Origin of the sequence: Rhizobium sp. NFR03 (genome assembly GCF_900111275.1) — a bacterium.
Taxonomy (GTDB): Bacteria; Pseudomonadota; Alphaproteobacteria; order Rhizobiales; family Rhizobiaceae; genus Ferranicluibacter.
This window is the reverse complement of the sequence record NZ_FOGR01000001.1, coordinates 60,966-79,467: the sequence shown is the minus strand read 5'-3', so window position 1 is coordinate 79,467 and position 18,502 is coordinate 60,966. Positions and strand designations below refer to the sequence as shown.

General features: G+C 61.4%; 17 protein-coding genes, 1 pseudogene and 2 riboswitches. Of the genes and pseudogenes, 11 read left to right on the top strand and 7 right to left on the bottom strand.

Annotated elements, in window-relative coordinates; all coding sequences use genetic code 11:
* Positions 1 to 83 precede the first annotated feature (83 nt).
* The gene (locus tag BSG19_RS00360) at positions 84 to 1,208 is read left to right on the top strand and encodes an anhydro-N-acetylmuramic acid kinase (RefSeq protein ID WP_092983825.1); all 1,125 of its coding nucleotides are present in this window, start codon (positions 84 to 86) and stop codon (positions 1,206 to 1,208) included.
* 10 nt (positions 1,209 to 1,218) lie between these two features.
* On the opposite strand, the gene BSG19_RS00355 is transcribed toward BSG19_RS00360, so the two are convergent.
* From BSG19_RS00355 to BSG19_RS00345, 3 genes are read right to left on the bottom strand one after another with little or no spacing between them, the layout of a single operon-like run.
* Positions 1,219 to 1,428, bottom strand: a complete 210-nt coding sequence (locus BSG19_RS00355) for a hypothetical protein (protein ID WP_092983823.1) — start codon at positions 1,426 to 1,428, stop codon at positions 1,219 to 1,221.
* Positions 1,425 to 1,850 (bottom strand): putative toxin-antitoxin system toxin component, PIN family, encoded by a 426-nt coding sequence (locus BSG19_RS00350; protein WP_092983821.1) that lies wholly within the window; start codon positions 1,848 to 1,850, stop codon positions 1,425 to 1,427. Before BSG19_RS00350 ends, BSG19_RS00355 begins: the two co-directional genes overlap by 4 nt.
* 5 nt (positions 1,851 to 1,855) lie before the next feature.
* Complete coding sequence (locus BSG19_RS00345; protein ID WP_092983819.1) at positions 1,856 to 2,533, bottom strand: alpha/beta hydrolase; 678 nt, start codon at positions 2,531 to 2,533, stop codon at positions 1,856 to 1,858.
* Between the two features lie 54 nt (positions 2,534 to 2,587).
* On the opposite strand from BSG19_RS00345, the gene BSG19_RS25625 reads away from it, so the two are divergent.
* The 9 genes from BSG19_RS25625 to BSG19_RS00305 all read left to right on the top strand — a co-directional run bounded on the left by BSG19_RS25625 (position 2,588) and on the right by BSG19_RS00305 (position 11,904).
* Positions 2,588 to 2,776: a hypothetical protein gene (locus BSG19_RS25625; RefSeq protein WP_139274701.1), complete on the top strand. Its 189-nt coding sequence runs from the start codon at positions 2,588 to 2,590 to the stop codon at positions 2,774 to 2,776.
* A 23-nt stretch (positions 2,777 to 2,799) separates the two neighbouring features.
* Positions 2,800 to 3,966 (top strand): cysteine desulfurase family protein, encoded by a 1,167-nt coding sequence (locus BSG19_RS00340; protein WP_092983817.1) that lies wholly within the window; start codon positions 2,800 to 2,802, stop codon positions 3,964 to 3,966.
* A 137-nt stretch (positions 3,967 to 4,103) separates the two neighbouring features.
* Positions 4,104 to 5,573, top strand: coding sequence for a Fe-S cluster assembly protein SufB (sufB, locus tag BSG19_RS00335; RefSeq protein WP_062593059.1), 1,470 nt, complete (start codon positions 4,104 to 4,106; stop codon positions 5,571 to 5,573).
* Positions 5,574 to 5,707: 134 nt separating this feature from the next.
* Positions 5,708 to 6,463 carry a Fe-S cluster assembly ATPase SufC gene (sufC, locus tag BSG19_RS00330; protein WP_062694333.1) on the top strand — a complete coding sequence of 252 codons (756 nt, stop codon included), beginning with the start codon at positions 5,708 to 5,710 and terminating at the stop codon, positions 6,461 to 6,463.
* Between the two features lie 14 nt (positions 6,464 to 6,477).
* Positions 6,478 to 7,752, top strand: coding sequence for a Fe-S cluster assembly protein SufD (gene sufD, locus BSG19_RS00325; RefSeq protein ID WP_092983815.1), 1,275 nt, complete (start codon positions 6,478 to 6,480; stop codon positions 7,750 to 7,752).
* Positions 7,753 to 7,797: 45 nt separating this feature from the next.
* Entirely contained in the window at positions 7,798 to 9,039 is a 1,242-nt protein-coding gene (locus BSG19_RS00320) for a cysteine desulfurase (protein WP_092983813.1), read from the top strand.
* A gap of 10 nt (positions 9,040 to 9,049) precedes the next feature.
* Positions 9,050 to 9,442: an SUF system Fe-S cluster assembly protein gene (locus BSG19_RS00315; protein WP_092983811.1), complete on the top strand. Its 393-nt coding sequence runs from the start codon at positions 9,050 to 9,052 to the stop codon at positions 9,440 to 9,442.
* A 75-nt stretch (positions 9,443 to 9,517) separates the two neighbouring features.
* Positions 9,518 to 9,910: a Fe-S cluster assembly scaffold SufA gene (sufA, locus tag BSG19_RS00310; RefSeq protein ID WP_092983810.1), complete on the top strand. Its 393-nt coding sequence runs from the start codon at positions 9,518 to 9,520 to the stop codon at positions 9,908 to 9,910.
* A gap of 176 nt (positions 9,911 to 10,086) precedes the next feature.
* Entirely contained in the window at positions 10,087 to 11,904 is a 1,818-nt protein-coding gene (locus BSG19_RS00305; protein ID WP_092983808.1) for a PAS domain S-box protein, read from the top strand.
* 79 nt (positions 11,905 to 11,983) lie between these two features.
* Here BSG19_RS00305 and gcvP read toward each other — a convergent pair whose 3' ends face one another.
* The 3 genes from gcvP to gcvT are packed head-to-tail and all read right to left on the bottom strand — an operon-like array spanning position 11,984 to position 16,398.
* On the bottom strand, positions 11,984 to 14,854 hold the full coding sequence (gene gcvP, locus BSG19_RS00300) for an aminomethyl-transferring glycine dehydrogenase (protein WP_092985417.1): 2,871 nt from the start codon (positions 14,852 to 14,854) through the stop codon (positions 11,984 to 11,986).
* An 11-nt stretch (positions 14,855 to 14,865) separates the two neighbouring features.
* Positions 14,866 to 15,228, bottom strand: a complete 363-nt coding sequence (gene gcvH, locus BSG19_RS00295) for a glycine cleavage system protein GcvH (protein WP_092983806.1) — start codon at positions 15,226 to 15,228, stop codon at positions 14,866 to 14,868.
* 15 nt (positions 15,229 to 15,243) lie between these two features.
* Complete coding sequence (gene gcvT, locus BSG19_RS00290; protein ID WP_244529043.1) at positions 15,244 to 16,398, bottom strand: glycine cleavage system aminomethyltransferase GcvT; 1,155 nt, start codon at positions 16,396 to 16,398, stop codon at positions 15,244 to 15,246.
* 67 nt (positions 16,399 to 16,465) lie between these two features.
* Positions 16,466 to 16,540, bottom strand: a riboswitch (glycine riboswitch).
* Between the two features lie 3 nt (positions 16,541 to 16,543).
* Positions 16,544 to 16,628: riboswitch (glycine riboswitch) on the bottom strand.
* A gap of 306 nt (positions 16,629 to 16,934) precedes the next feature.
* Between gcvT and BSG19_RS00285 the strand changes: the two are divergent.
* Positions 16,935 to 17,315, top strand: a pseudogene (locus tag BSG19_RS00285) (copper chaperone PCu(A)C); the annotation flags it as partial.
* 9 nt (positions 17,316 to 17,324) lie between these two features.
* Here BSG19_RS00285 and BSG19_RS00280 read toward each other — a convergent pair.
* A complete protein-coding gene (locus BSG19_RS00280; protein WP_244529042.1) occupies positions 17,325 to 18,434 on the bottom strand; it encodes a mechanosensitive ion channel family protein in 1,110 nt (369 codons plus the stop codon).
* Positions 18,435 to 18,502: the final 68 nt, after the last annotated feature.

Below are 18,502 nucleotides of genomic sequence, written 5' to 3'. Positions count from 1 at the left end.
TTGTTTTTTGCGAAGTGCATCCGTCTCGGTCATGAATGTTGCTGACAGGAAACGCTGATGCGATTCGGCAGGAGTGACGGGACATGACGGCGGTGAAGACGGCGATCGGGCTGATGAGCGGCACCAGCATGGACGGGATCGACATCGCGTTGCTGGAAACCGACGGCGAGACGATCGTCAAACGCGGTCCGTCCCATGGCCTTTCCTACGACAGAAGCTTCCGCGAACGGTTGAAGTCGGCGCTCGTCATGGCAGGTCCGATCCGGCAACGGTTGGAGCGCCCGGGGGATCTCGCGCGGATCGAGCGCGATCTGACGCTGCTACATGCCGTTGCCGTTCATGATTTTCTCCATGCGCACGGGCTGAAGGCGTCCGACGTCGATGTGATCGGTTTTCACGGGCAGACAGTGCTGCACCGGCCGGATGCCGGGCTGACCGTGCAGATCGGCGATGCACCCTTATTGGCTGCCGAAACCGGCATCGACGTTGTCGGTGACATGCGGGCCGCCGACATGGTCGCGGGCGGGCAGGGCGCGCCGCTCATCCCCGTCTATCATCAAGCGCTCGCTGCCAACCTGCCGGGCGATCTCGAAGGTCCGGTCGTTTTCGTCAATATCGGCGGCATCTCCAACCTGACCTTCGTCGGCGAGGATGGGCAGCTCTCGGCCTTCGACAGTGGTCCCGGTAACATGCTGATCGACCAGTGGATCGAGGCCCATGGCGGCGGGTCGTTCGATGCCGGGGGTGCTGTTGCCGCGGGAGGGAGCGTCGTGCCTCGTCTGGCGGCGCGGTATCTGGATCATGCGTTCTTCGCGGGCAATCATCGCCGGTCCCTTGATCGGGGCGATTTCTTGCCGCCGGTCAAGGGCGAGGTCTCGCTCGAAGACGGCGCTCGGACGCTCGCCCATGTCACCGGTGCCGCGATCCTGCGCTGCGCGACCCATCTGCCGGCCCGGCCGAAGACCTATATCGTCTCGGGTGGAGGCCGGCTCAATCCGGTCATCATGGATGAGTTTTCCGCGCTGGCTGCCGAGAGCGGCGCCCGCGTCGTATCGTCCGATGCCATGGGGCTGGATGGCGGGGCCATGGAGGCGGAGGCCTGGGCCTATCTCGCGGTGCGGTCGCTGCGCGGGCTTCCGTTGACATTCCCAGGGACGACGGGTGTGCGGGAGCCGGTGAGGGGTGGTATTCTCAATCCAAGGCCGTGATCGATGGGGATCAAGGACGTCTCAGAAGCTCCAGTGCTTCGTCGATCTCATGTTGCCCGCGTTCGGCCTCTTGGAGGTAGAGCTTGTGGGTTTCGAATTGTTCGACCATATGCACAGCGACATCCGACATCAATGTCTCGACGCTCACGCCGCGTTCGCCGGCAATGCGCGCAACTTTCTCTGCCGTGTCTTCGGATACCGGAATGACGATCGCGTTCATGGCATCATCCTTTGCAGCAGCGACTGAGGCGTTTCGACGACGATCTCCGGGAACTTGAGGTCCATGGACCGAAAGTCCCGGAGATTGTTCGTAACGATCGTAGCGCCGTTTGCTGCTACAGCCAATTCGAAAACGTGATTGTCGGCTTCATCGACGAGGTTCGGCCGCCAGCTGAAGTAGATGTCATGCCATCGGCACGTCGATACAAAGGCGCGCAGCAGCAGGCTGCGTTCCACACTGTCGAGACGCGCCCTACCGAAAATCGCCTCGCGGGACAGGACGTCTCTATACTCCAGAAAAAGCGAAGCCGACAAAACCGGCGTCAATGTCTTCAAAAGGCAAAGCTCGATAATCTTCGAAGAGGCGCCGCTACCTATACAGGCACTTGTCAGCACATTCGTATCGATAACGATGTTCGCCATCGTCCTTATCGAATACGTTTCGCAGCCGGCTCCGGCGTCAGTTCGCCGTTCAGGCGGCGGTCGAGATAGTCCTCGCACTCGGCCATCAATGTATCCACCTGGCCACTGAAGAAGTGATTGGCGCCGGGGATGGTGCGGTGCGTGATCAGGATGCCCTTCTGGGTCTTCAGCTTCTCGACCAGCGTGTTCACATCCTTCTCCGGCGCAACCTTGTCGACATCGCCGTTGATGATCAGGCCGGAGGAAGGGCAGGGTGCCAGGAACGAAAAGTCGTAGGTATTGGGTTGCGGCGCGACCGAGATGAAGCCTTCGATCTCAGGCCGGCGCATCAGCAGCTGCATGCCGATCCACGAGCCGAACGAATAGCCTGCAACCCAGCAGCTCTTGCTGTCCGGGTGCATGCTCTGCACCCAGTCGAGCGCCGATGCGGCATCGGACAATTCGCCGGCACCGTGATCGAACTCGCCCTGGCTACGGCCGATGGAGCGGAAGTTGAACCGTAGCGTGGTAAAACCGCGCTTCTGGAACATGTAGAAGAGCTGGTAGACGATCTGATTGTTCATCGTCCCGCCGAACTGGGGATGGGGATGCAGAACGATCGCGATCGGTGCATTCTTCTGCTTGGAAGGCTGATAGCGGCCTTCCAGTCGGCCAGCGGGTCCGTTGAAAATGACTTCGGGCATTGGGTCTCCGGCGTGAGCATGGTTCCGAAAATCGGATAAGACGGCCGAGCAGTCTTGACGAAAGCACTCAGCTTTTCTAAAACCAGTTTAGAACCATTCAAAACTTGGCACGGCGTACGTGCAGGTGTCGTCTCTTACGGCAAGCGAAGCGAAAACTTCAAGGAAAATGCGGTGCCTGCTCCGGTTAAGATGGACCGGCAGGCGCTTTTGGCAAGAACAGATCCCCGTACGCCGTATGCGTGAGGGACAGGATACGGACGGTCGACATGGCCATGCCACGGATCTACATGGATTGGAATGCGACGGCGCCTATCTCGGCCGCCGCGCGTGACGCGTTCCTGTCCGCGTTCGACCTGACGGGCAACGGTTCCTCCGTTCACGCAGAAGGCCGGCGGCTGAAAACGGTGATCGAGGCCGCGCGCCGCGATGTGGCGGCACTCTGCGAGGCCGAGCCGGCCTGCGTCACCTTTACCAGCGGTGCAACGGAAGCTGCCAATATGGTGCTGACGCCGGATTTCCGCATGGGAAGAACGCCGCTCGGCATCGGCCGTCTGTATGTCTCCGCCATCGAGCATCCGGCCGTGCGCGAGGGTGGGCGCTTTCCGAAAGATCGCGGTCAGGAATTGCCGGTGACGCAGGCCGGCACGATCGACCTCGATGCGCTCGATGGCGCGCTGGCGGCCCATCCGCGAGAAGAGGGCATCCCGATGGTGGCGGTGATGCTCGTCAACAACGAGACCGGCGTCATTCAACCGATCGCTGAAGTTTCCAAGCGTGTGAAGGCTGCGGGCGGACTGCTGGTCGTGGATGCCGTTCAGGCGGTTGGGCGTATCCCGGTGTCGATCTCGGCGCTGGGCGCGGACTTTTTGATCCTCGCATCGCACAAGATCGGCGGGCCAAAGGGGGCTGGTGCACTTGTCGCATCCGGCGAAGTATTGATGCCCCGTCCGCTCATCCATGGCGGCGGGCAGGAGAAAGGGCATCGCTCGGGTACCGAAAACCCGGCGGCACTTGCCGGTTTCGGTGCGGCTGCGCGTGCAGTGAAGGATGCGCTTGACCTTTACCATGTGCAGGTGACGACCTTGCGCGACAGGCTGGAAGCCGGCATGCGGAACGCTGCGCCGGATGTTCTGATCCACGGCGCGGATACCCTGCGGGTCGCGAATACGGCCTTCTTCAGTCTGCCCGGCCTGAAGGCGGAGACGGGCCAGATCGCGTTCGATCTGGAGGGGGTTGCCCTCTCTGCCGGATCTGCCTGCTCCTCGGGCAAGGTAGGACAGAGCCACGTGCTGATGGCGATGGGGCAAGATCCGTCGCTTGGGGCGCTGCGTATCTCCATAGGACCCGCGACGACGGTCGAGGAGATCGACCGTGTTATCGACATCTTCGCTCGGATTGCCGGGCGACGGCGGCTGCACATTGCGGCGGCATGAAGAAAGCGTGTGAAAGCTGAATTTCCGAGGCCGAAAAAGGGTGAAACTGCCTGCTCGGCCCATTACATAGACGGCACGACACAATCGTGCCTCACAGAGGGCCGGATCCTTGACATCCGGCAAGACGGGAGAATGACATGGCTGCCGTGCAGGAAACAATCGATCAGGTGAAGCTGATCGACGTTGACCAGTACAAGTATGGTTTTGAATCGATGATCGAGATGGACAAGGCCCCGAATGGCCTGTCCGAAGAGATTATCCGGTTCATTTCCGCGAAGAAGGATGAGCCCGACTGGATGCTCGAATGGCGTCTGGAGGCTTATCGCCGCTGGCTCACGCTGACCGAGCCGGATTGGGCGCGCGTCAACTATCCGAAGATCGATTTCAACGCGATCTCCTACTATGCCGCGCCGAAGAGCACGCCGGGTCCAACCTCCATCGACGATGTCGATCCGGAAATTCTAAAGATCTACGAGAAGCTCGGCATTCCCTTGCGCGAGCAGGAACTGCTGGCCGGTGTGAAGACGTCTAAGATCGCGGTCGATGCCGTGTTCGATTCGGTCTCTGTCGTCACGACCTTCAAGGAAGAGCTGAAGAAGGCCGGCGTGATCTTCATGTCGATCAGCGAAGCCATCCGCGAACATCCTGATCTCGTGAAGAAATATCTCGGCACCGTCGTACCGACGACGGACAATTACTACGCGACGCTGAATTCGGCTGTCTTCACCGATGGCTCGTTCGTGTTCGTTCCCAAGGGTGTTCGCTGCCCGATGGAACTGTCCACCTACTTCCGAATCAACGAGAAGGGCACCGGGCAATTCGAACGCACGCTGATCATCGCGGAAGAGGGCGCCTACGTCTCCTACCTCGAAGGCTGCACGGCACCCCAGCGCGACGAGAACCAGCTTCATGCGGCCGTGGTCGAACTTGTGGCGCTCGACGATGCGGAGATCAAGTATTCGACGGTCCAGAACTGGTATCCGGGCGACAAGGACGGCAAGGGCGGCATCTACAACTTCGTCACCAAGCGCGGCGACTGCCGGGGAGACCGGTCTAAGATCTCCTGGACGCAGGTCGAGACGGGCTCTGCGATCACGTGGAAATACCCCTCCTGCATTCTGCGCGGCGACGACAGCCGCGGCGAGTTCTACTCGATCGCCGTTTCCAACGGTCACCAGCAGATCGATTCCGGCACGAAGATGATCCATCTCGGCAAGAACACGTCGAGCCGCATCATCTCCAAGGGTATCGCTGCGGGCGTCAGCCAAAACACCTATCGCGGTCAGGTTTCGGCGCATCGCAAGGCGACGAATGCCCGAAACTTCACCCAGTGCGATTCGCTCCTGATCGGCGATCGCTGCGGTGCGCATACGGTGCCCTACATCGAGGCGAAGAACTCGACGGCGCAGTTCGAGCACGAGGCAACCACGTCGAAGATTTCCGAGGATCAGCTGTTCTACTGCCTTCAGCGCGGCATTCCCGAGGAAGCGGCGATCGCACTGATCGTCAACGGCTTCGTCAAGGAAGTCATCCAGGAGTTGCCGATGGAATTTGCGGTCGAAGCACAGAAGCTGATCGGGATTTCGCTGGAAGGGTCTGTGGGCTGATCGTCCCGACTTCCGGCAGCTACGATCCGGCTGGCCCGCATGAGGGCCGGCCTCCATCGCTGCGAACATGAATGGAACTGAACGACTGACCCTCTGCACGACAGGTCGGTACCGTTGTACGAAAGAGTGAACCAATGCTTGAAATCAGAAACCTCCATGCCCGGATCGCCGAGGATGGTACCGAGATCATTCGCGGCCTGAACCTGACCGTCAAGGCCGGCGAAGTCGCCGCCATCATGGGGCCGAACGGCTCGGGGAAGTCTACGCTCTCCTATATCCTCTCGGGTCGTGAAGACTACGAAGTGACGGAAGGCGACATCCTTTATAATGGCGAGAGCATTCTCGAGCTCGACGCGTCGGAGCGCGCTGCAAAGGGCATTTTCCTTGCCTTCCAGTATCCGGTCGAAATCCCGGGCGTTGCCACCATGCAGTTCCTGAAAGTGGCGATGAACGAGCAGCGGAAGTATCGCGGCGAGGAAGAGCTGAAGACCCCTGACTTTATCCGTCGGGTCAAGGAAGCCGCAGCCGAGCTGAAGATCAATCCGGATATGCTGAAGCGGCCGCTCAATGTCGGCTTCTCCGGCGGTGAAAAGAAGCGCGCCGAGATCTTGCAGATGGCGCTGCTGGAGCCGAGCCTCTGCATTCTCGACGAGACGGATTCCGGCCTCGACATCGATGCGCTGAAGATCGTGTCGGATGGCGTCAACGCTCTTCGTTCGCCCGATCGTGCCGTGATCGTCATCACACACTACCAGCGCCTGCTGGAATACATTGTGCCGGATACGGTTCACGTCCTCTACAAGGGACAGGTGATCAAGACCGGCGACAAGTCGCTGGCGCTGGATCTGGAAGCCAACGGCTATGCCGACATCATCGGCGCGGCGGCTTGAAGGAGCGTTTGCTCATGAACATTCAAAACACGATCACGCGGACAGCTGCCGAAACGGCGCTGCTGGAAGCGTATAACCATCAGCTGAGCGACCTGCCCGGCGACGGCGCCGTTCTCTCGGCACGCGACCTGCTTTTGTCTGATCTGAAGGATGCTGGTCTGCCGACCCGGCGGCTGGAAGCCTGGCATTACACGGACCTGCGCGCACTGCTGCGCAATGTGCCTGCATTCGATGGCGCTGCCTTTGCCGAAGCCGTCGCACCCTTGGCCGTCGGATCGTCTGTGCTCACGGTCCTCAATGGTCGGGCCGATGCCGGAGATGCGCCGCAGGGCGTCGTCGTCAAACGGTACGGCGAGAGCCTGCTCGATGGCACGGCTGCCGGCGATCTGGTCGAGCGGAATGCTGAAGACGCCATCGGCCGTATCAACGGCACCTTCGTTCGCGATGGTTTCGAGATCGAGATTCCGGAAGACACAATCCTCTTGCAGCCGCTGGAACTTCAGATCGTCCAGAGCGCCGGGCAGAGCCACAGCCGCTTTCCGGTGACGTTCGGCCCCGGTTCCAAGGCGACCGTGATCGAGCGGCATCTGTCGGTCGATGGTCGGCAGAGCCTCGTCTCGTCCGTCTCCGATCTCATCATCGAGGCGGGCGCCGAGGTGACGTGGATCCTGCTGCAGCAGCAGGGCGATGAGGATACGCATCTCGGCCAGCTCAATTTCGAGCTGGGCGAAAACGCCTCCTTCCGCCTGTTCGTCATCAATGCCGGCGGCAAGCTGGTGCGTCAGGAAGTGCATGGCGTGGTGACTGGCGAAGGTTCGGACTTCAAGCTGCGCGGCATCAACCTGATGGGCGGCGACACGCTGACGGACGTGACGTTCACGCTCGGCCACGACGTTGCCAACACGACCTCGACCGAGATCATCCGCAACGTGCTCTTCGACCGGGCGCGTGGCGTGTTCCAGGGGCAGATCCGCGTGGCGCAGGATGCGCAGAAGACGGATGCGAAGATGGCATGCAATACGCTGCTTCTGTCGGACGATGCGGATTTCTCTGCAAAGCCCGAACTGGAAATCTTCGCCGACGACGTCCAGTGCGGTCACGGTGCAACCGTGATCGATCTGAACCCGACGCATCTCTACTATCTCCAGGCCCGTGGCATTCCTGAAAACCGGGCGCGCGCCATGCTGGTCAACGCCTTTGTGGACGAGATCGTCGAGGAACTGGAGAGCGAGACATTGATCGAACCGCTGGAACTCATCATCTCCGAATGGCTGGCGCGGCACGCCTGATCGTATCCGTCACGCGCTCGGACCGGGGCAGAAAGCAGAGGCATCATGGACCAGACGGTCTCAACACAGGCATATGACGTCGAGCGGATACGGCAGGATTTCCCGATCCTGTCGCGGACCGTCTACGGCAAGCCGCTCGTCTATCTCGACAATGGCGCCTCGGCCCAGAAACCGCAGGCTGTCATCGACGCGATCAGCCATGCGTATGCCAATGAATATGCCAATGTCCATCGCGGCCTGCATTTCCTTTCGAATGCCGCGACGGACGCCTATGAGTTGTCGCGCGAGACGGTGCGGCGCTTCCTGAACGCGCCGTCTGTCGATGACATCGTGTTTACCAAATCCTCGACCGAGGCGATCAACACGGTCGCCTATGGCTGGGGCATGCCGAAGCTCGGGGCGGATGACGAGATCCTGATCTCGATCATGGAACACCACTCCAATATCGTGCCCTGGCACTTTATCCGTGAGCGGCAGGGCGCGAAACTCGTCTGGGCGCCTGTGGATGATCAGGGTGCGTTCCATATCGATGATTTCGTCAAATGCCTGACTCCGAAGACGAAGCTCGTCGCGATCACGCATATGTCGAACGCGCTTGGCACGATCGTCGACGTCAAGGAAATTTGCCGCATCGCGCATGAGCGTGGCATTCCCGTTCTGGTCGACGGCAGCCAGGCGGCGGTGCACATGCCGGTCGATGTGCAGGACATCGATTGCGACTGGTATGTGATGACCGGTCACAAGCTCTACGGTCCGTCCGGTATCGGCGTGCTCTATGGCAAGAAAGAGCGGCTGGCCGACATGCGGCCCTTCATGGGCGGCGGCGAGATGATCATCGACGTCAGCGAGGATGCGATCAGCTACAACGAACCGCCCCATCGTTTTGAGGCAGGCACACCGCCGATCGTTCAGGCCATCGGGCTTGGCGTCGCGCTCGACTACATGGACGGCATCGGACGTGACAGGATCGCGCGGCACGAGGCGGATCTAGCGGCCTATGCGGCCGAGCGCCTGCAGTCGGTCAACGCGCTGCGCGTGATCGGGCAGGCGCCCGGCAAGGGCGGCATCTTCTCCTTCGAGATCGAAGGAGTCCACGCCCATGATGTGTCCACGGTCATCGACCGGGCAGGCGTTGCGGTACGGGCCGGCACCCATTGCGCCATGCCGCTTCTCAAGAGGTTCGGCGTGACGTCCACCTGCCGGGCTTCATTCGGGCTTTACAACACGCGCGCCGAAGTCGACGTGCTGGTCTCTGCGCTGGAACAGGCGCGGAAATTCTTTGCGTGAGGATACGAGCATGACCCTTGAGACCCAGGCTGAGACCACCGGCGAAGTATCGGATGCCCGCGGCGGGATCGTCCAGTCGGCCATCCCGCCGGAAGAGCTGGCGCGCCTGTCTGACGATGTGATCTCCGCTCTGAAGACCGTCTATGATCCGGAAATTCCGGCCGATATCTACGAGCTCGGGCTGATCTACAAAATCGACATCGAGGACGACCGCATGGTGAAGATTGCCATGACGCTCACGGCTCCCGGCTGCCCGGTGGCCGGGGAAATGCCGGGCTGGGTCGAAAATGCGGTCGGCGCCGTCGAAGGCGTTTCCGGCGTCGAGGTGTCCATGACATTCGACCCGCCATGGTCGCCGGATCGCATGTCCGAGGAAGCGCAAGTCGCCGTCGGCTGGTATTGATCGTCGGCCGATTGGGGCATACATTTACATCCGAAGCACCGGGCCTTGAACCCGGTTGTTGCAAGGAGACTTTCCATGGGTTTTGCGGTCATGAGCCTGTCCGACGCCGCTGCACAGCGCGTCAATGCCATCGTTGAGAATGCGGGTGGCGACACGAAGGGCATACGGCTCTCCATCAAGAAAGGTGGCTGCGCCGGCATGGAATATGCCGTCGATCTCGTGGCGGAACCGAACCCGAAGGACGACCTGATAGAGCACGCGGGTGCCCGGGTCTGGGTCGCGCCCGAGGCTGTGCTGTATCTGCTCGGCACGCGCATGGATTTCGAGGTGACGAAGATGCGTTCGGGCTTCACCTTCAACAATCCCAACCAGACATCGGCCTGCGGTTGCGGCGAATCGGTCGAACTCAAGCCGGCGGATCTCGCAGCGCTTGCGGCCAAGGGTGAGGCCGTGGTGCGCGTCGGCTGACAGCCTGTCGGCCGTCACGTCTGGCAAATGAAGAGTGCTCGTTCTGGCCGCTACAGCATAGCGTGCTGAACAACCTCCTGCTTTGAGAAACGCCTGTTTCCTCACTGACATCAACCGGCCGGAAATCTCTAGGCCGTACTGTTCGTTGATGCTCACCAAAGCCGCAGAGGCCTGACTTGCCCATTCTGGACCCGATAATCCTTGAGGCGCTTTACAATGATCATCCCGACGCCGTTATCGTAACGGCGCCCGAAGGCGAGATCGTCTCGGCAAACAAGGCCGCGTTAATCCTCTTCGGCATGGATGCAGGCATGATGGTCGGCCACCGGATTGCACGTCTGCTGGACGATGCTTTTCCGGATCAGTCGATAGACTCGTATGACAGCTCCGTTCTCTACAAGCACGCCAACGGTACCCCCTTCAGCGGGGTGACACGGACGATTGCCGTGCAGAATTCCGGTGAGCCAGCAAGCGCGTTCCTCCGGATCATTCGTTCCGAGCGCCAAGGCGATGGCGCGGACGTCGCGCCGGCGACGCGTGCTGTGGATACGGCGCTCGACGCGATCGCCGAGGGTATCGCGATTTACGACAAGAACGAACGGCTGATCCTCTTCAATAGGGCCTATCGTCAGCTTTTCGGTGCTGTCGGAAAGCGTTTGCAGATCGGCATGCCGGTCGCAGATATCGTGTTGCAGATGTTATCGCGGGACGGGTTGGCGCCCGATCCGCCAGGATCGGCCGAGGCCGAGGCCTGGATGCGGCGACAGTTGGACCTGTTCCGCAGGGCTGACGGCGTGCCGGAGATCTTTCCCTACAACAACGGGCGGTGGCTGCGGGCTGAGAACACCCTGACAGCCGACGGCAACACCGTTGCCATTCGTGTGGATGTGACCGACCTGAAGAAGGTTGAACAGGCGCTGGAACGGCAGCGGCAGGACTATGCGACACTCGTCGAGACCATTCCCGACCTTATCACCCGCATATCGCCCGACCTCATTTACACGTTCGTCAACCAGCGATTCCTTGCCTTCATCGGATTGCCCGCTGACGCCGTCGTCGGCCGCAGCTGCCTTGATTTCATCGTCGAAGGCGATTCGCTGGCAGAGATCCTGCGAGAGCTGACGCTGGATGCGCCCGCGACGACGCGGGAGCAGCACCGTGTATCCGCAGATGGCACTGAAATCTGGATTCTATGGTCGAACCTCGCAGTCTTCGAGGATGGGCGCCTTGTCGAATACGTCACGGTGGGTCGCGACATCACACAGATGAAGCGGCAGCAGATGCGTATTGCCGAACAGAGCTCGGAACTGCAGCGCAAGAACGATGCGCTCGGCCAGTTCACAAGCACTGTCTCGCATGACCTGAAGGCCCCCATGCGGCAGATTTCCATGTTCGCCGAAATGATTGCGGAAGACATCGCTACAAGCAGACTGGAAGATGTGCCGCGATACGCGGAGCAGTTGCGGGGCAAATCGCGGCGTCTGATGCAGCTCGTCGACAGCCTGCTCGACTATGCGCGGATCGCAGACCGGATCACGAGCCCGCAGCGTGTGGCGCTCGGCGACGTGGTCGAGGATGCGCTCGGCAACCTCCAGAACGACATTGCCGAGAGCCGCGCACAGATCACGGTCGGGACGCTTCCCGACGTCATCGGCGACTCAGAACTGCTGACGCGCCTGTTCCAGAACGTCATCGGCAATGCGATAAAGTACCGGCGGGCCGGTGTCGCACCGGAACTGAAAATTTCGGGATGTCGGGACGGTGGCTTTGCGCGCATCGTCTTTTCGGACAATGGAGTCGGCATCGATCCGCAACATGCTGACCGGATCTTCGACATCTTCCAACGGCTGTACCGGGACGAAAGCATCTTTCCCGGTACCGGCGTCGGTCTTTCACTCGCCAGGCGCATCGCGGAAAGCCATGGCGGCACGATCGAGCTGGACCCTGACTATAGCGACGGCGCTTGCTTTATCGTCAGCCTGCCAGCTGCGTGACGAGACAAGAATACGAACGATCTACCACCGGACGTTTAATGCAAAAGGCCCGCTCCTGGCGGGCGGGCCTCTTTTCTGTTTACTCCGCGGCTTCCGCATAATCCTCAAGCGGCGGGCAGGTGCAGACGAGGTTGCGGTCCCCATAGACGTTGTCGACGCGATTGACCGGAGACCAGTATTTGTCGACACGGAACGCGCCGGGCGGGAAGCAGGCCTGTTCGCGGGAGTAGGGGCGGTCCCAGTCTCCAACGAGGTCTTCCACCGTGTGCGGGGCGTTCTTCAGCGGGTTGTTCGTCCGGTCGAGACGGCCTTCCTCGACGGCGCGGGCTTCCTCGCGGATGGCCAGCATCGCGTCGCAAAAGCGGTCGATCTCGGCCTTGGTTTCCGACTCGGTCGGCTCGACCATCAATGTTCCCGCAACAGGCCAGCTCATGGTGGGCGCGTGGAAGCCGCAATCGATCAGCCGCTTGGCCACATCGTCCACCGTAACGCCGGCGCTTTCCGAAAGAGGACGCGTGTCGATGATGCACTCATGGGCAACGCGACCCTTTGCCGACTTGTAGAGCACGTCGTAGGCACCCTTCAGACGGGCTGCGATGTAGTTGGCGTTGAGGATGGCGACCTTGGTTGCCTGCGTCAGGCCTTCACCGCCCATCATCAGGCAGTAGCTCCACGAGATCGGCAGGATGGAGGCCGAACCGAAGGGAGCCGCCGAGACCGCGCCCGTGCCGGCGCTGTCGGGATTGGACGGATCACGCGGCAGGTAGGGCGCGAGGTGCGCCTTGACGCCGATCGGCCCCATGCCCGGACCGCCGCCGCCATGCGGAATGCAGAAGGTCTTGTGCAGGTTGAGGTGGCTGACATCGGAGCCGATATCGCCCGGGCGTGACAGGCCGACCATCGCGTTCATATTGGCGCCGTCGAGATAGACCTGACCGCCATGCTTGTGGACGATTTCGCAGACCTCGCGCACGCTTTCCTCGAACACGCCATGTGTCGAGGGGTAGGTGATCATGCAGCAGGAGAGCGTTTCGGCATACTGTTCTGCTTTTGCACGAAAATCGTCCATGTCGATATCGCCGTTGGCGCTGACCTTGACGACCACGACCTTCATGCCGACCATCTGGGCGGAGGCGGGATTGGTGCCATGCGCCGAGGTCGGGATGAGGCAGATGTCGCGATGCCCCTCGTTATTGGCGAGGTGGTAGGCGCGGATCGTCAGGAGGCCGGCATATTCGCCCTGCGCACCCGAGTTCGGCTGCATCGAGATTGCGTCGTATCCAGTAACGGCGCAGAGCTTTTCGGAGAGATCGTCGATCATCGCCTTGTAGCCGAGCGCCTGATCGGCGGGAACGAAGGGGTGGATCTCGGCGAATTCCGGCCAGGTGATCGGCAGCATCTCGGCCGTTGCGTTCAGCTTCATCGTGCAGGAGCCGAGCGGAATCATGGCCCGGTCCAGCGCGAGGTCGCGATCCGAGAGCCGGCGGATGTAGCGCGTCATCTCGCTTTCCGCGCGGTTCATGTGGAAGATCGGGTGGGTCAGGTACGCGCTACGCCGCAGCAGCGCTGAGGGCAGGCGGTAGTCCGGCTCGAACTGCGCCACGGTGAAATTGCCGCCGAAAGCGCGCCAGACGGATTCCAGCGTGATCGGTCGCGAGCGCTCGTCTAGGCTGATGCCGATGCGGGTCTCGCCGATCTTGCGCAGGTTGACGCCTTCCGCAACAGCCGCCTTCATGATGACCGACTGCAGCTTGCCCACTTCGACAGTCACCGTGTCGAAGAAGGTTTCCGGCTCGACGGCGTAGCCCAGAGCTTCAAGACCCTTCGCCAGCCGAACGGTCTTCTGGTGGATGCTTTGCGCGATGGCCTTGATGCCTTCCGGCCCATGGAAGACCGCATACATCGACGCCATGACGGCAAGCAGCACCTGCGCGGTGCAGATGTTGGATGTAGCCTTCTCGCGGCGGATGTGCTGCTCGCGGGTCTGAAGCGACAGGCGATAGGCGCGGTTCCCGCGGCTATCAACCGAGACGCCGACGAGGCGACCGGGCATGGAGCGCTTGTGCGTGTCCTTGACGGCCATGTAGGCAGCGTGCGGACCACCATAGCCAACGGGAACGCCGAAGCGCTGCGTCGAGCCGATGGCGATGTCAGCGCCCATTTCGCCGGGCGACTTCAGAAGTGCCAGCGCCATGGGATCGGCTGCAACGACGGCGATCGCACCCGTCTGGTGCAGACGCGAGATCAGACCTGTGAAGTCGCTGACGTGCCCGTAGGTGCCGGGATACTGGAAGATCGCGCCGAAGACATCGGCGGACTGCATATCCTCGAACGGATTGCCGACGAGGATCGTCCAGCCGAGCGGTTCGGCGCGGGTCTTCAGGAGCGCAATTGTTTGCGGGTGGCAGTTCTCGTCCACGAAGAAGGTCTTCTGCTTGGACTTGGAGACACGTTCCGCCATCGCCATGGCTTCGGCGGCAGCAGTGGCTTCATCCAGCAGCGAGGAGTTGGCGACGTCGAGACCGGTGAGGTCGCAGACCATGGTCTGGTAGTTCAGCAGGGCTTCGAGGCGTCCCTGGCTGATCTCCGGCTGGTAGGGCGTGTAGGCCGTGTACCAGGCCGGGTTTTCCAGAATGTTGCGCTGGACGACCGGCGGCGTGATCGTGCCGTAGTAGCCCTGGCCGATCAGCGACACCAGCGGCTTGTTCATGTTCGCCGTTTCGCGCAACGTATCGAGCGCTTCGCGCTCGGTCAGCGCCGCACCCCAGGCGAGCGGCGTCTTCTGGCGGATGGTTGCCGGAACCGTGTCGTCGATCAGGGCGTCCAGCGAGGGATAGCCTATCACCTTCAGCATCGCATCCATTTCGGACGGCGAGGGGCCGATATGGCGGCGGTTGGCGAAATCGTAGGGCTGATAATCCGTGAAGGTGAAATCGGCCGGCGTTGTCACAGGCGTTGTCATCAGGCGATCAGCTCCTTGTAGGCGTCCTCGTCCAACAGCGCGTTGGCGGCAGACGGGTCGGAGAGTTTCAGCTTGAAGAACCAGCCGGCCCCCTGCGGGTCACCGTTGACGAGGGCAGGGTCTTCAACGATGGCCGGATTGGTTTCCAGAATCTCGCCGTCCAGCGGACAATAGACGTCGGAAGCTGCCTTGACGGATTCGACGGTTGCCGCGCTCTCGCCTTTGGTCAGGGCCGTCCCTGTTTCAGGCAGTTCCACGAAAACGAGGTCGCCGAGCTGGTCGGCAGCGTGCTTGGTGATGCCGACAGTCGCGACGTCGCCGTCGATCTGCAGCCACTCATGTTCGTCGGTGAATTTCAGCATGGGATCGGCTCCTGATCAGCGCTTGTAGGTGGGGGTGATGAAAGGAAGGACGGAAACGGTCATCGGCAGATACCTGCCGCGCAGCTCCGCGAAAACGGTGGTGCCGGGTGTTGCAAGCCCGGTCTCGACATAGCCCATGGCCACGGGATGGCCGACGGTCGGGCCAAAGCTGCCCGAGGTGACCTTGCCGACTTCCGTCGCACCGGTCGCGTCGGAAAAGAGGGTGGCGCCACCACGGATGGGCGCCTTGCCTTCCGGCTTCAGGCCAACGCGGCGGATCGCCGTGCCATTCGTCTGTGCATCCAGAATGGCGCCGGCACCCGGAAAGCCGCCGCTGCGGGCGCCGCCCGTCCGGCGTGCTTTCTGGATGGCCCATTCGAGAGCCGCCTCGATCGGGCAGGTGGTCGTGTCGATATCGTTGCCGTAAAGGCAGAGACCGGCTTCCAGCCGCAGACTGTCACGGGCGCCAAGCCCGATCGGCAGAACATCGGGATGATCGAGCAGGCGGCGGGCGATATCCTCGGCTTTATCGGCCGGAATGGAGATCTCGAAGCCGTCCTCTCCGGTGTAGCCGGAGCGGGAGATGATGCAGGGAACGTCATGGATCAGCGCCTCGGCCACATCCATGAAGCGCATGGCGGCGACATCGGCCCAAAGTTCCGCCAGAACGTCTTCCGCGCGGGGTCCCTGCAACGCCAGCAGCGCACGATCCTCTAGCAGCGCCAGTTCGAAGCGATCGCCCAAATGCGCCTTCAAGTGAGCAAAATCGGCATCCTTGCACGCCGCGTTGACCACGATCAGGAACCGGTCGGGCAACCGCGCAATCATCAGATCGTCGAGGATACCACCGGTTTCGTCCGTAAAGAGAGCGTATCGCTGGCGACCTTCGGCGATACCGAGCACATCGACGGGCACGAGGCTTTCGAGTGCGAGGGCTGCGTCCTCCAGCGTGCCGGAGGCCGCCCGCAGTTCCACCTGGCCCATATGGGACACGTCGAACAGACCGGCTGCGGCCCGGGTGTGCAGATGCTCTTTCAGGACACCGGCCGGATACTGAACCGGCATGTCGTACCCGGCGAAGGGCACCATGCGCGCATCAAGCGAGATATGCAGGGCATGCAGCGGCGTCTGCTTCAGCGGGGCGTCGTTCGAGGCTGTGTGTTCGTCCAAATCCGGTCTCCAGGTTGGCGCCATGCGCGCCGGCTCGTGTCAACGCACACGGATTCGTGACGTCGATTGAGCCCCCTCTGTTCCTGTGCCTGAGATTGTTATCCCTTCGGCGAGCGAAATGCTTCTCTCCAGAGTCCTGCCGGCATCCTGCTGGTTCGTGGGCCTGAGAGTTTCCGGGGCGGTTGCTCCTTCGGCACCAGCTCGAAGCTGGATTCTCCCAACAAGATCAGGTTCAGATAAGAAGGATAAGGCGCCCTTGGCAAGCAGAAAATGTCGCAAGGACAAAGATTTTCGTCGTCGCTGGCATGGTGCGGAAATACCGACGGAAGGCCGTGAGAACATGTTTTCGTCTTTGCTTTATCATGGCCTCGCGATAGCATTGTGGCCGGATCAATTGCTATTGCGCGGACGCGCATGGAGACGACGACATGTTTTCGGTGAAGACCATCTTCATAGCCGCTCTGGCGAGCGCAGTGCCCGTGGGGTTCGCCGCCACGCCTGCTGCATCGGCCGAAACTGCAGGAAACGCCGGGCAGGTGGTCGTCGGGGCGCTGACACTTTCCGGCGGCGCCGCCAAGCCGATGCCGCCGGGCGCGAAGGTCGGGGGCGGCGGGTTGACGATCGTGAATGCGGGGCCGGCTGACGACCGCCTTGCCGCCGTCGAAAGCCCTGTGGCCGGCCGGGTTGAACTGCACGAGATGACGATGGAAAACGACGTTATGCGGATGCGCAAGCTCGATGGCATCCCCGTTCCGGCGGGTCAGACGGTGACGCTTGCCGGCAGCGGTTTGCACCTGATGTTCATGGACGTCGTCAAGCCGTTTCGCCAGGGCGACACCATCCCGCTCGTCCTGACCTTCGAGCGGACAGGAAAGATCGCTTACGATCTTCCGGTGGGCACTCTCGCAGGGCAGTAATTCACCGTTTCATGCCTGCGCGCGCCACGGTGTCGTGACTGCAATGTTGCCGACTGTCTCAGCCATCTTGAGTTCCGCGCGCACGTGCGGGAGGGCGGTCGGATATGTTTCGGCGATGAAGCCGATTATTTTTTCGCGCATTTCACAGCGCAGGTCGAAGGCGCGCGCGGCATTGGATGCCGAGCAGAGAATGCGGATCTCCACGGTCTCCGGCTTCAGGTCCGTCACCGCGATGTTTATCACCTGCCCATCCCAGAGTGGCGAAGCCTTAGCGATCTTCTCGGCTTCCTTTCGGATGGCGCCGACGGGCACGCTGTAGTCGAGATAGACCATTACGGTGCCGATCAGAGCGGCGGTCTCACGGGTCCAGTTCTGAAAGGGCTTTTCGATGAAGTAGCTGAGCGGCAGCACGAGGCGCCGCCAGTCCCATATCTTGACGACGACATAGGTCGCGGTGATTTCCTCGACATTTCCCCACTCTCCTTCGATCAGCAATGCGTCATCGAGCCGGATGGGCTGGGTAATGGCCAGCTGAATGCCGGCGAAGAGGTTCTTGAGAACCGGCTGGAGTGCCAGACCGAGCACGATACCCGCGACACCTGCGGAGGCGAGAAGGCTGACGCCATATTGCTGAACGGCCGGAAACGTCATGAGGCAGGCGGCCACGCCGAGGATGATGATAACGAAGCCGGCAATGCGCTCCATAATCCGCGACTGTGTGACGTGCTTGCGCGCGAGAAGATTATCTTCCGCATCCAGTTTGAACCGGCGCAGATAGACCGTCGTCCAGATATGCAGCGTGACCTTGCCGATCCAGGCGAAGACGAGGATGAAGCCGAGCAGCAGCAGGTGGTGCAGCGTCTCTGCCTGTCCGGATGTCAGGGGCGCAATGGAGACGCCGAAAGAAAGCGCAACCATGATGGCAACCAGTCGCGTCGGTCGCTCAGAGCGCGCAACCAAAGACCGCCAGAACAGGTCGTATTTTGCCGCGATGCGCGTTGCGATCTCGAAAAGCACCCTGTGGACGAAGATGCCGATGCCGAACAGCAGCGCGAGGAGGATGACGCTGACGGCCCAGTCGGGCACCCAGCGTAAGGATTGGTCCAACCATGTGATCATATCGCTCATGCGAAGAGGTTAGGGTGCATTGCAGCATTGTATAGCCCTGACGCAGGCTTTTCTGGAGA

Coding starts and splice junctions, on each gene's coding strand:
- BSG19_RS00360 (WP_092983825.1), top strand. CDS start 84: ATGACGGCGGTGAAGACGGCGATCGGGCTGATGAGCGGCACCAGCATG.
- BSG19_RS00355 (WP_092983823.1), bottom strand. CDS start 1,428: ATGAACGCGATCGTCATTCCGGTATCCGAAGACACGGCAGAGAAAGTT.
- BSG19_RS00350 (WP_092983821.1), bottom strand. CDS start 1,850: ATGGCGAACATCGTTATCGATACGAATGTGCTGACAAGTGCCTGTATA.
- BSG19_RS00345 (WP_092983819.1), bottom strand. CDS start 2,533: ATGCCCGAAGTCATTTTCAACGGACCCGCTGGCCGACTGGAAGGCCGC.
- BSG19_RS00340 (WP_092983817.1), top strand. CDS start 2,800: ATGGCCATGCCACGGATCTACATGGATTGGAATGCGACGGCGCCTATC.
- sufB (WP_062593059.1), top strand. CDS start 4,104: ATGGCTGCCGTGCAGGAAACAATCGATCAGGTGAAGCTGATCGACGTT.
- sufC (WP_062694333.1), top strand. CDS start 5,708: ATGCTTGAAATCAGAAACCTCCATGCCCGGATCGCCGAGGATGGTACC.
- sufD (WP_092983815.1), top strand. CDS start 6,478: ATGAACATTCAAAACACGATCACGCGGACAGCTGCCGAAACGGCGCTG.
- BSG19_RS00320 (WP_092983813.1), top strand. CDS start 7,798: ATGGACCAGACGGTCTCAACACAGGCATATGACGTCGAGCGGATACGG.
- BSG19_RS00315 (WP_092983811.1), top strand. CDS start 9,050: ATGACCCTTGAGACCCAGGCTGAGACCACCGGCGAAGTATCGGATGCC.
- sufA (WP_092983810.1), top strand. CDS start 9,518: ATGGGTTTTGCGGTCATGAGCCTGTCCGACGCCGCTGCACAGCGCGTC.
- gcvH (WP_092983806.1), bottom strand. CDS start 15,228: ATGCTGAAATTCACCGACGAACATGAGTGGCTGCAGATCGACGGCGAC.
- BSG19_RS00280 (WP_244529042.1), bottom strand. CDS start 18,434: ATGATCACATGGTTGGACCAATCCTTACGCTGGGTGCCCGACTGGGCC.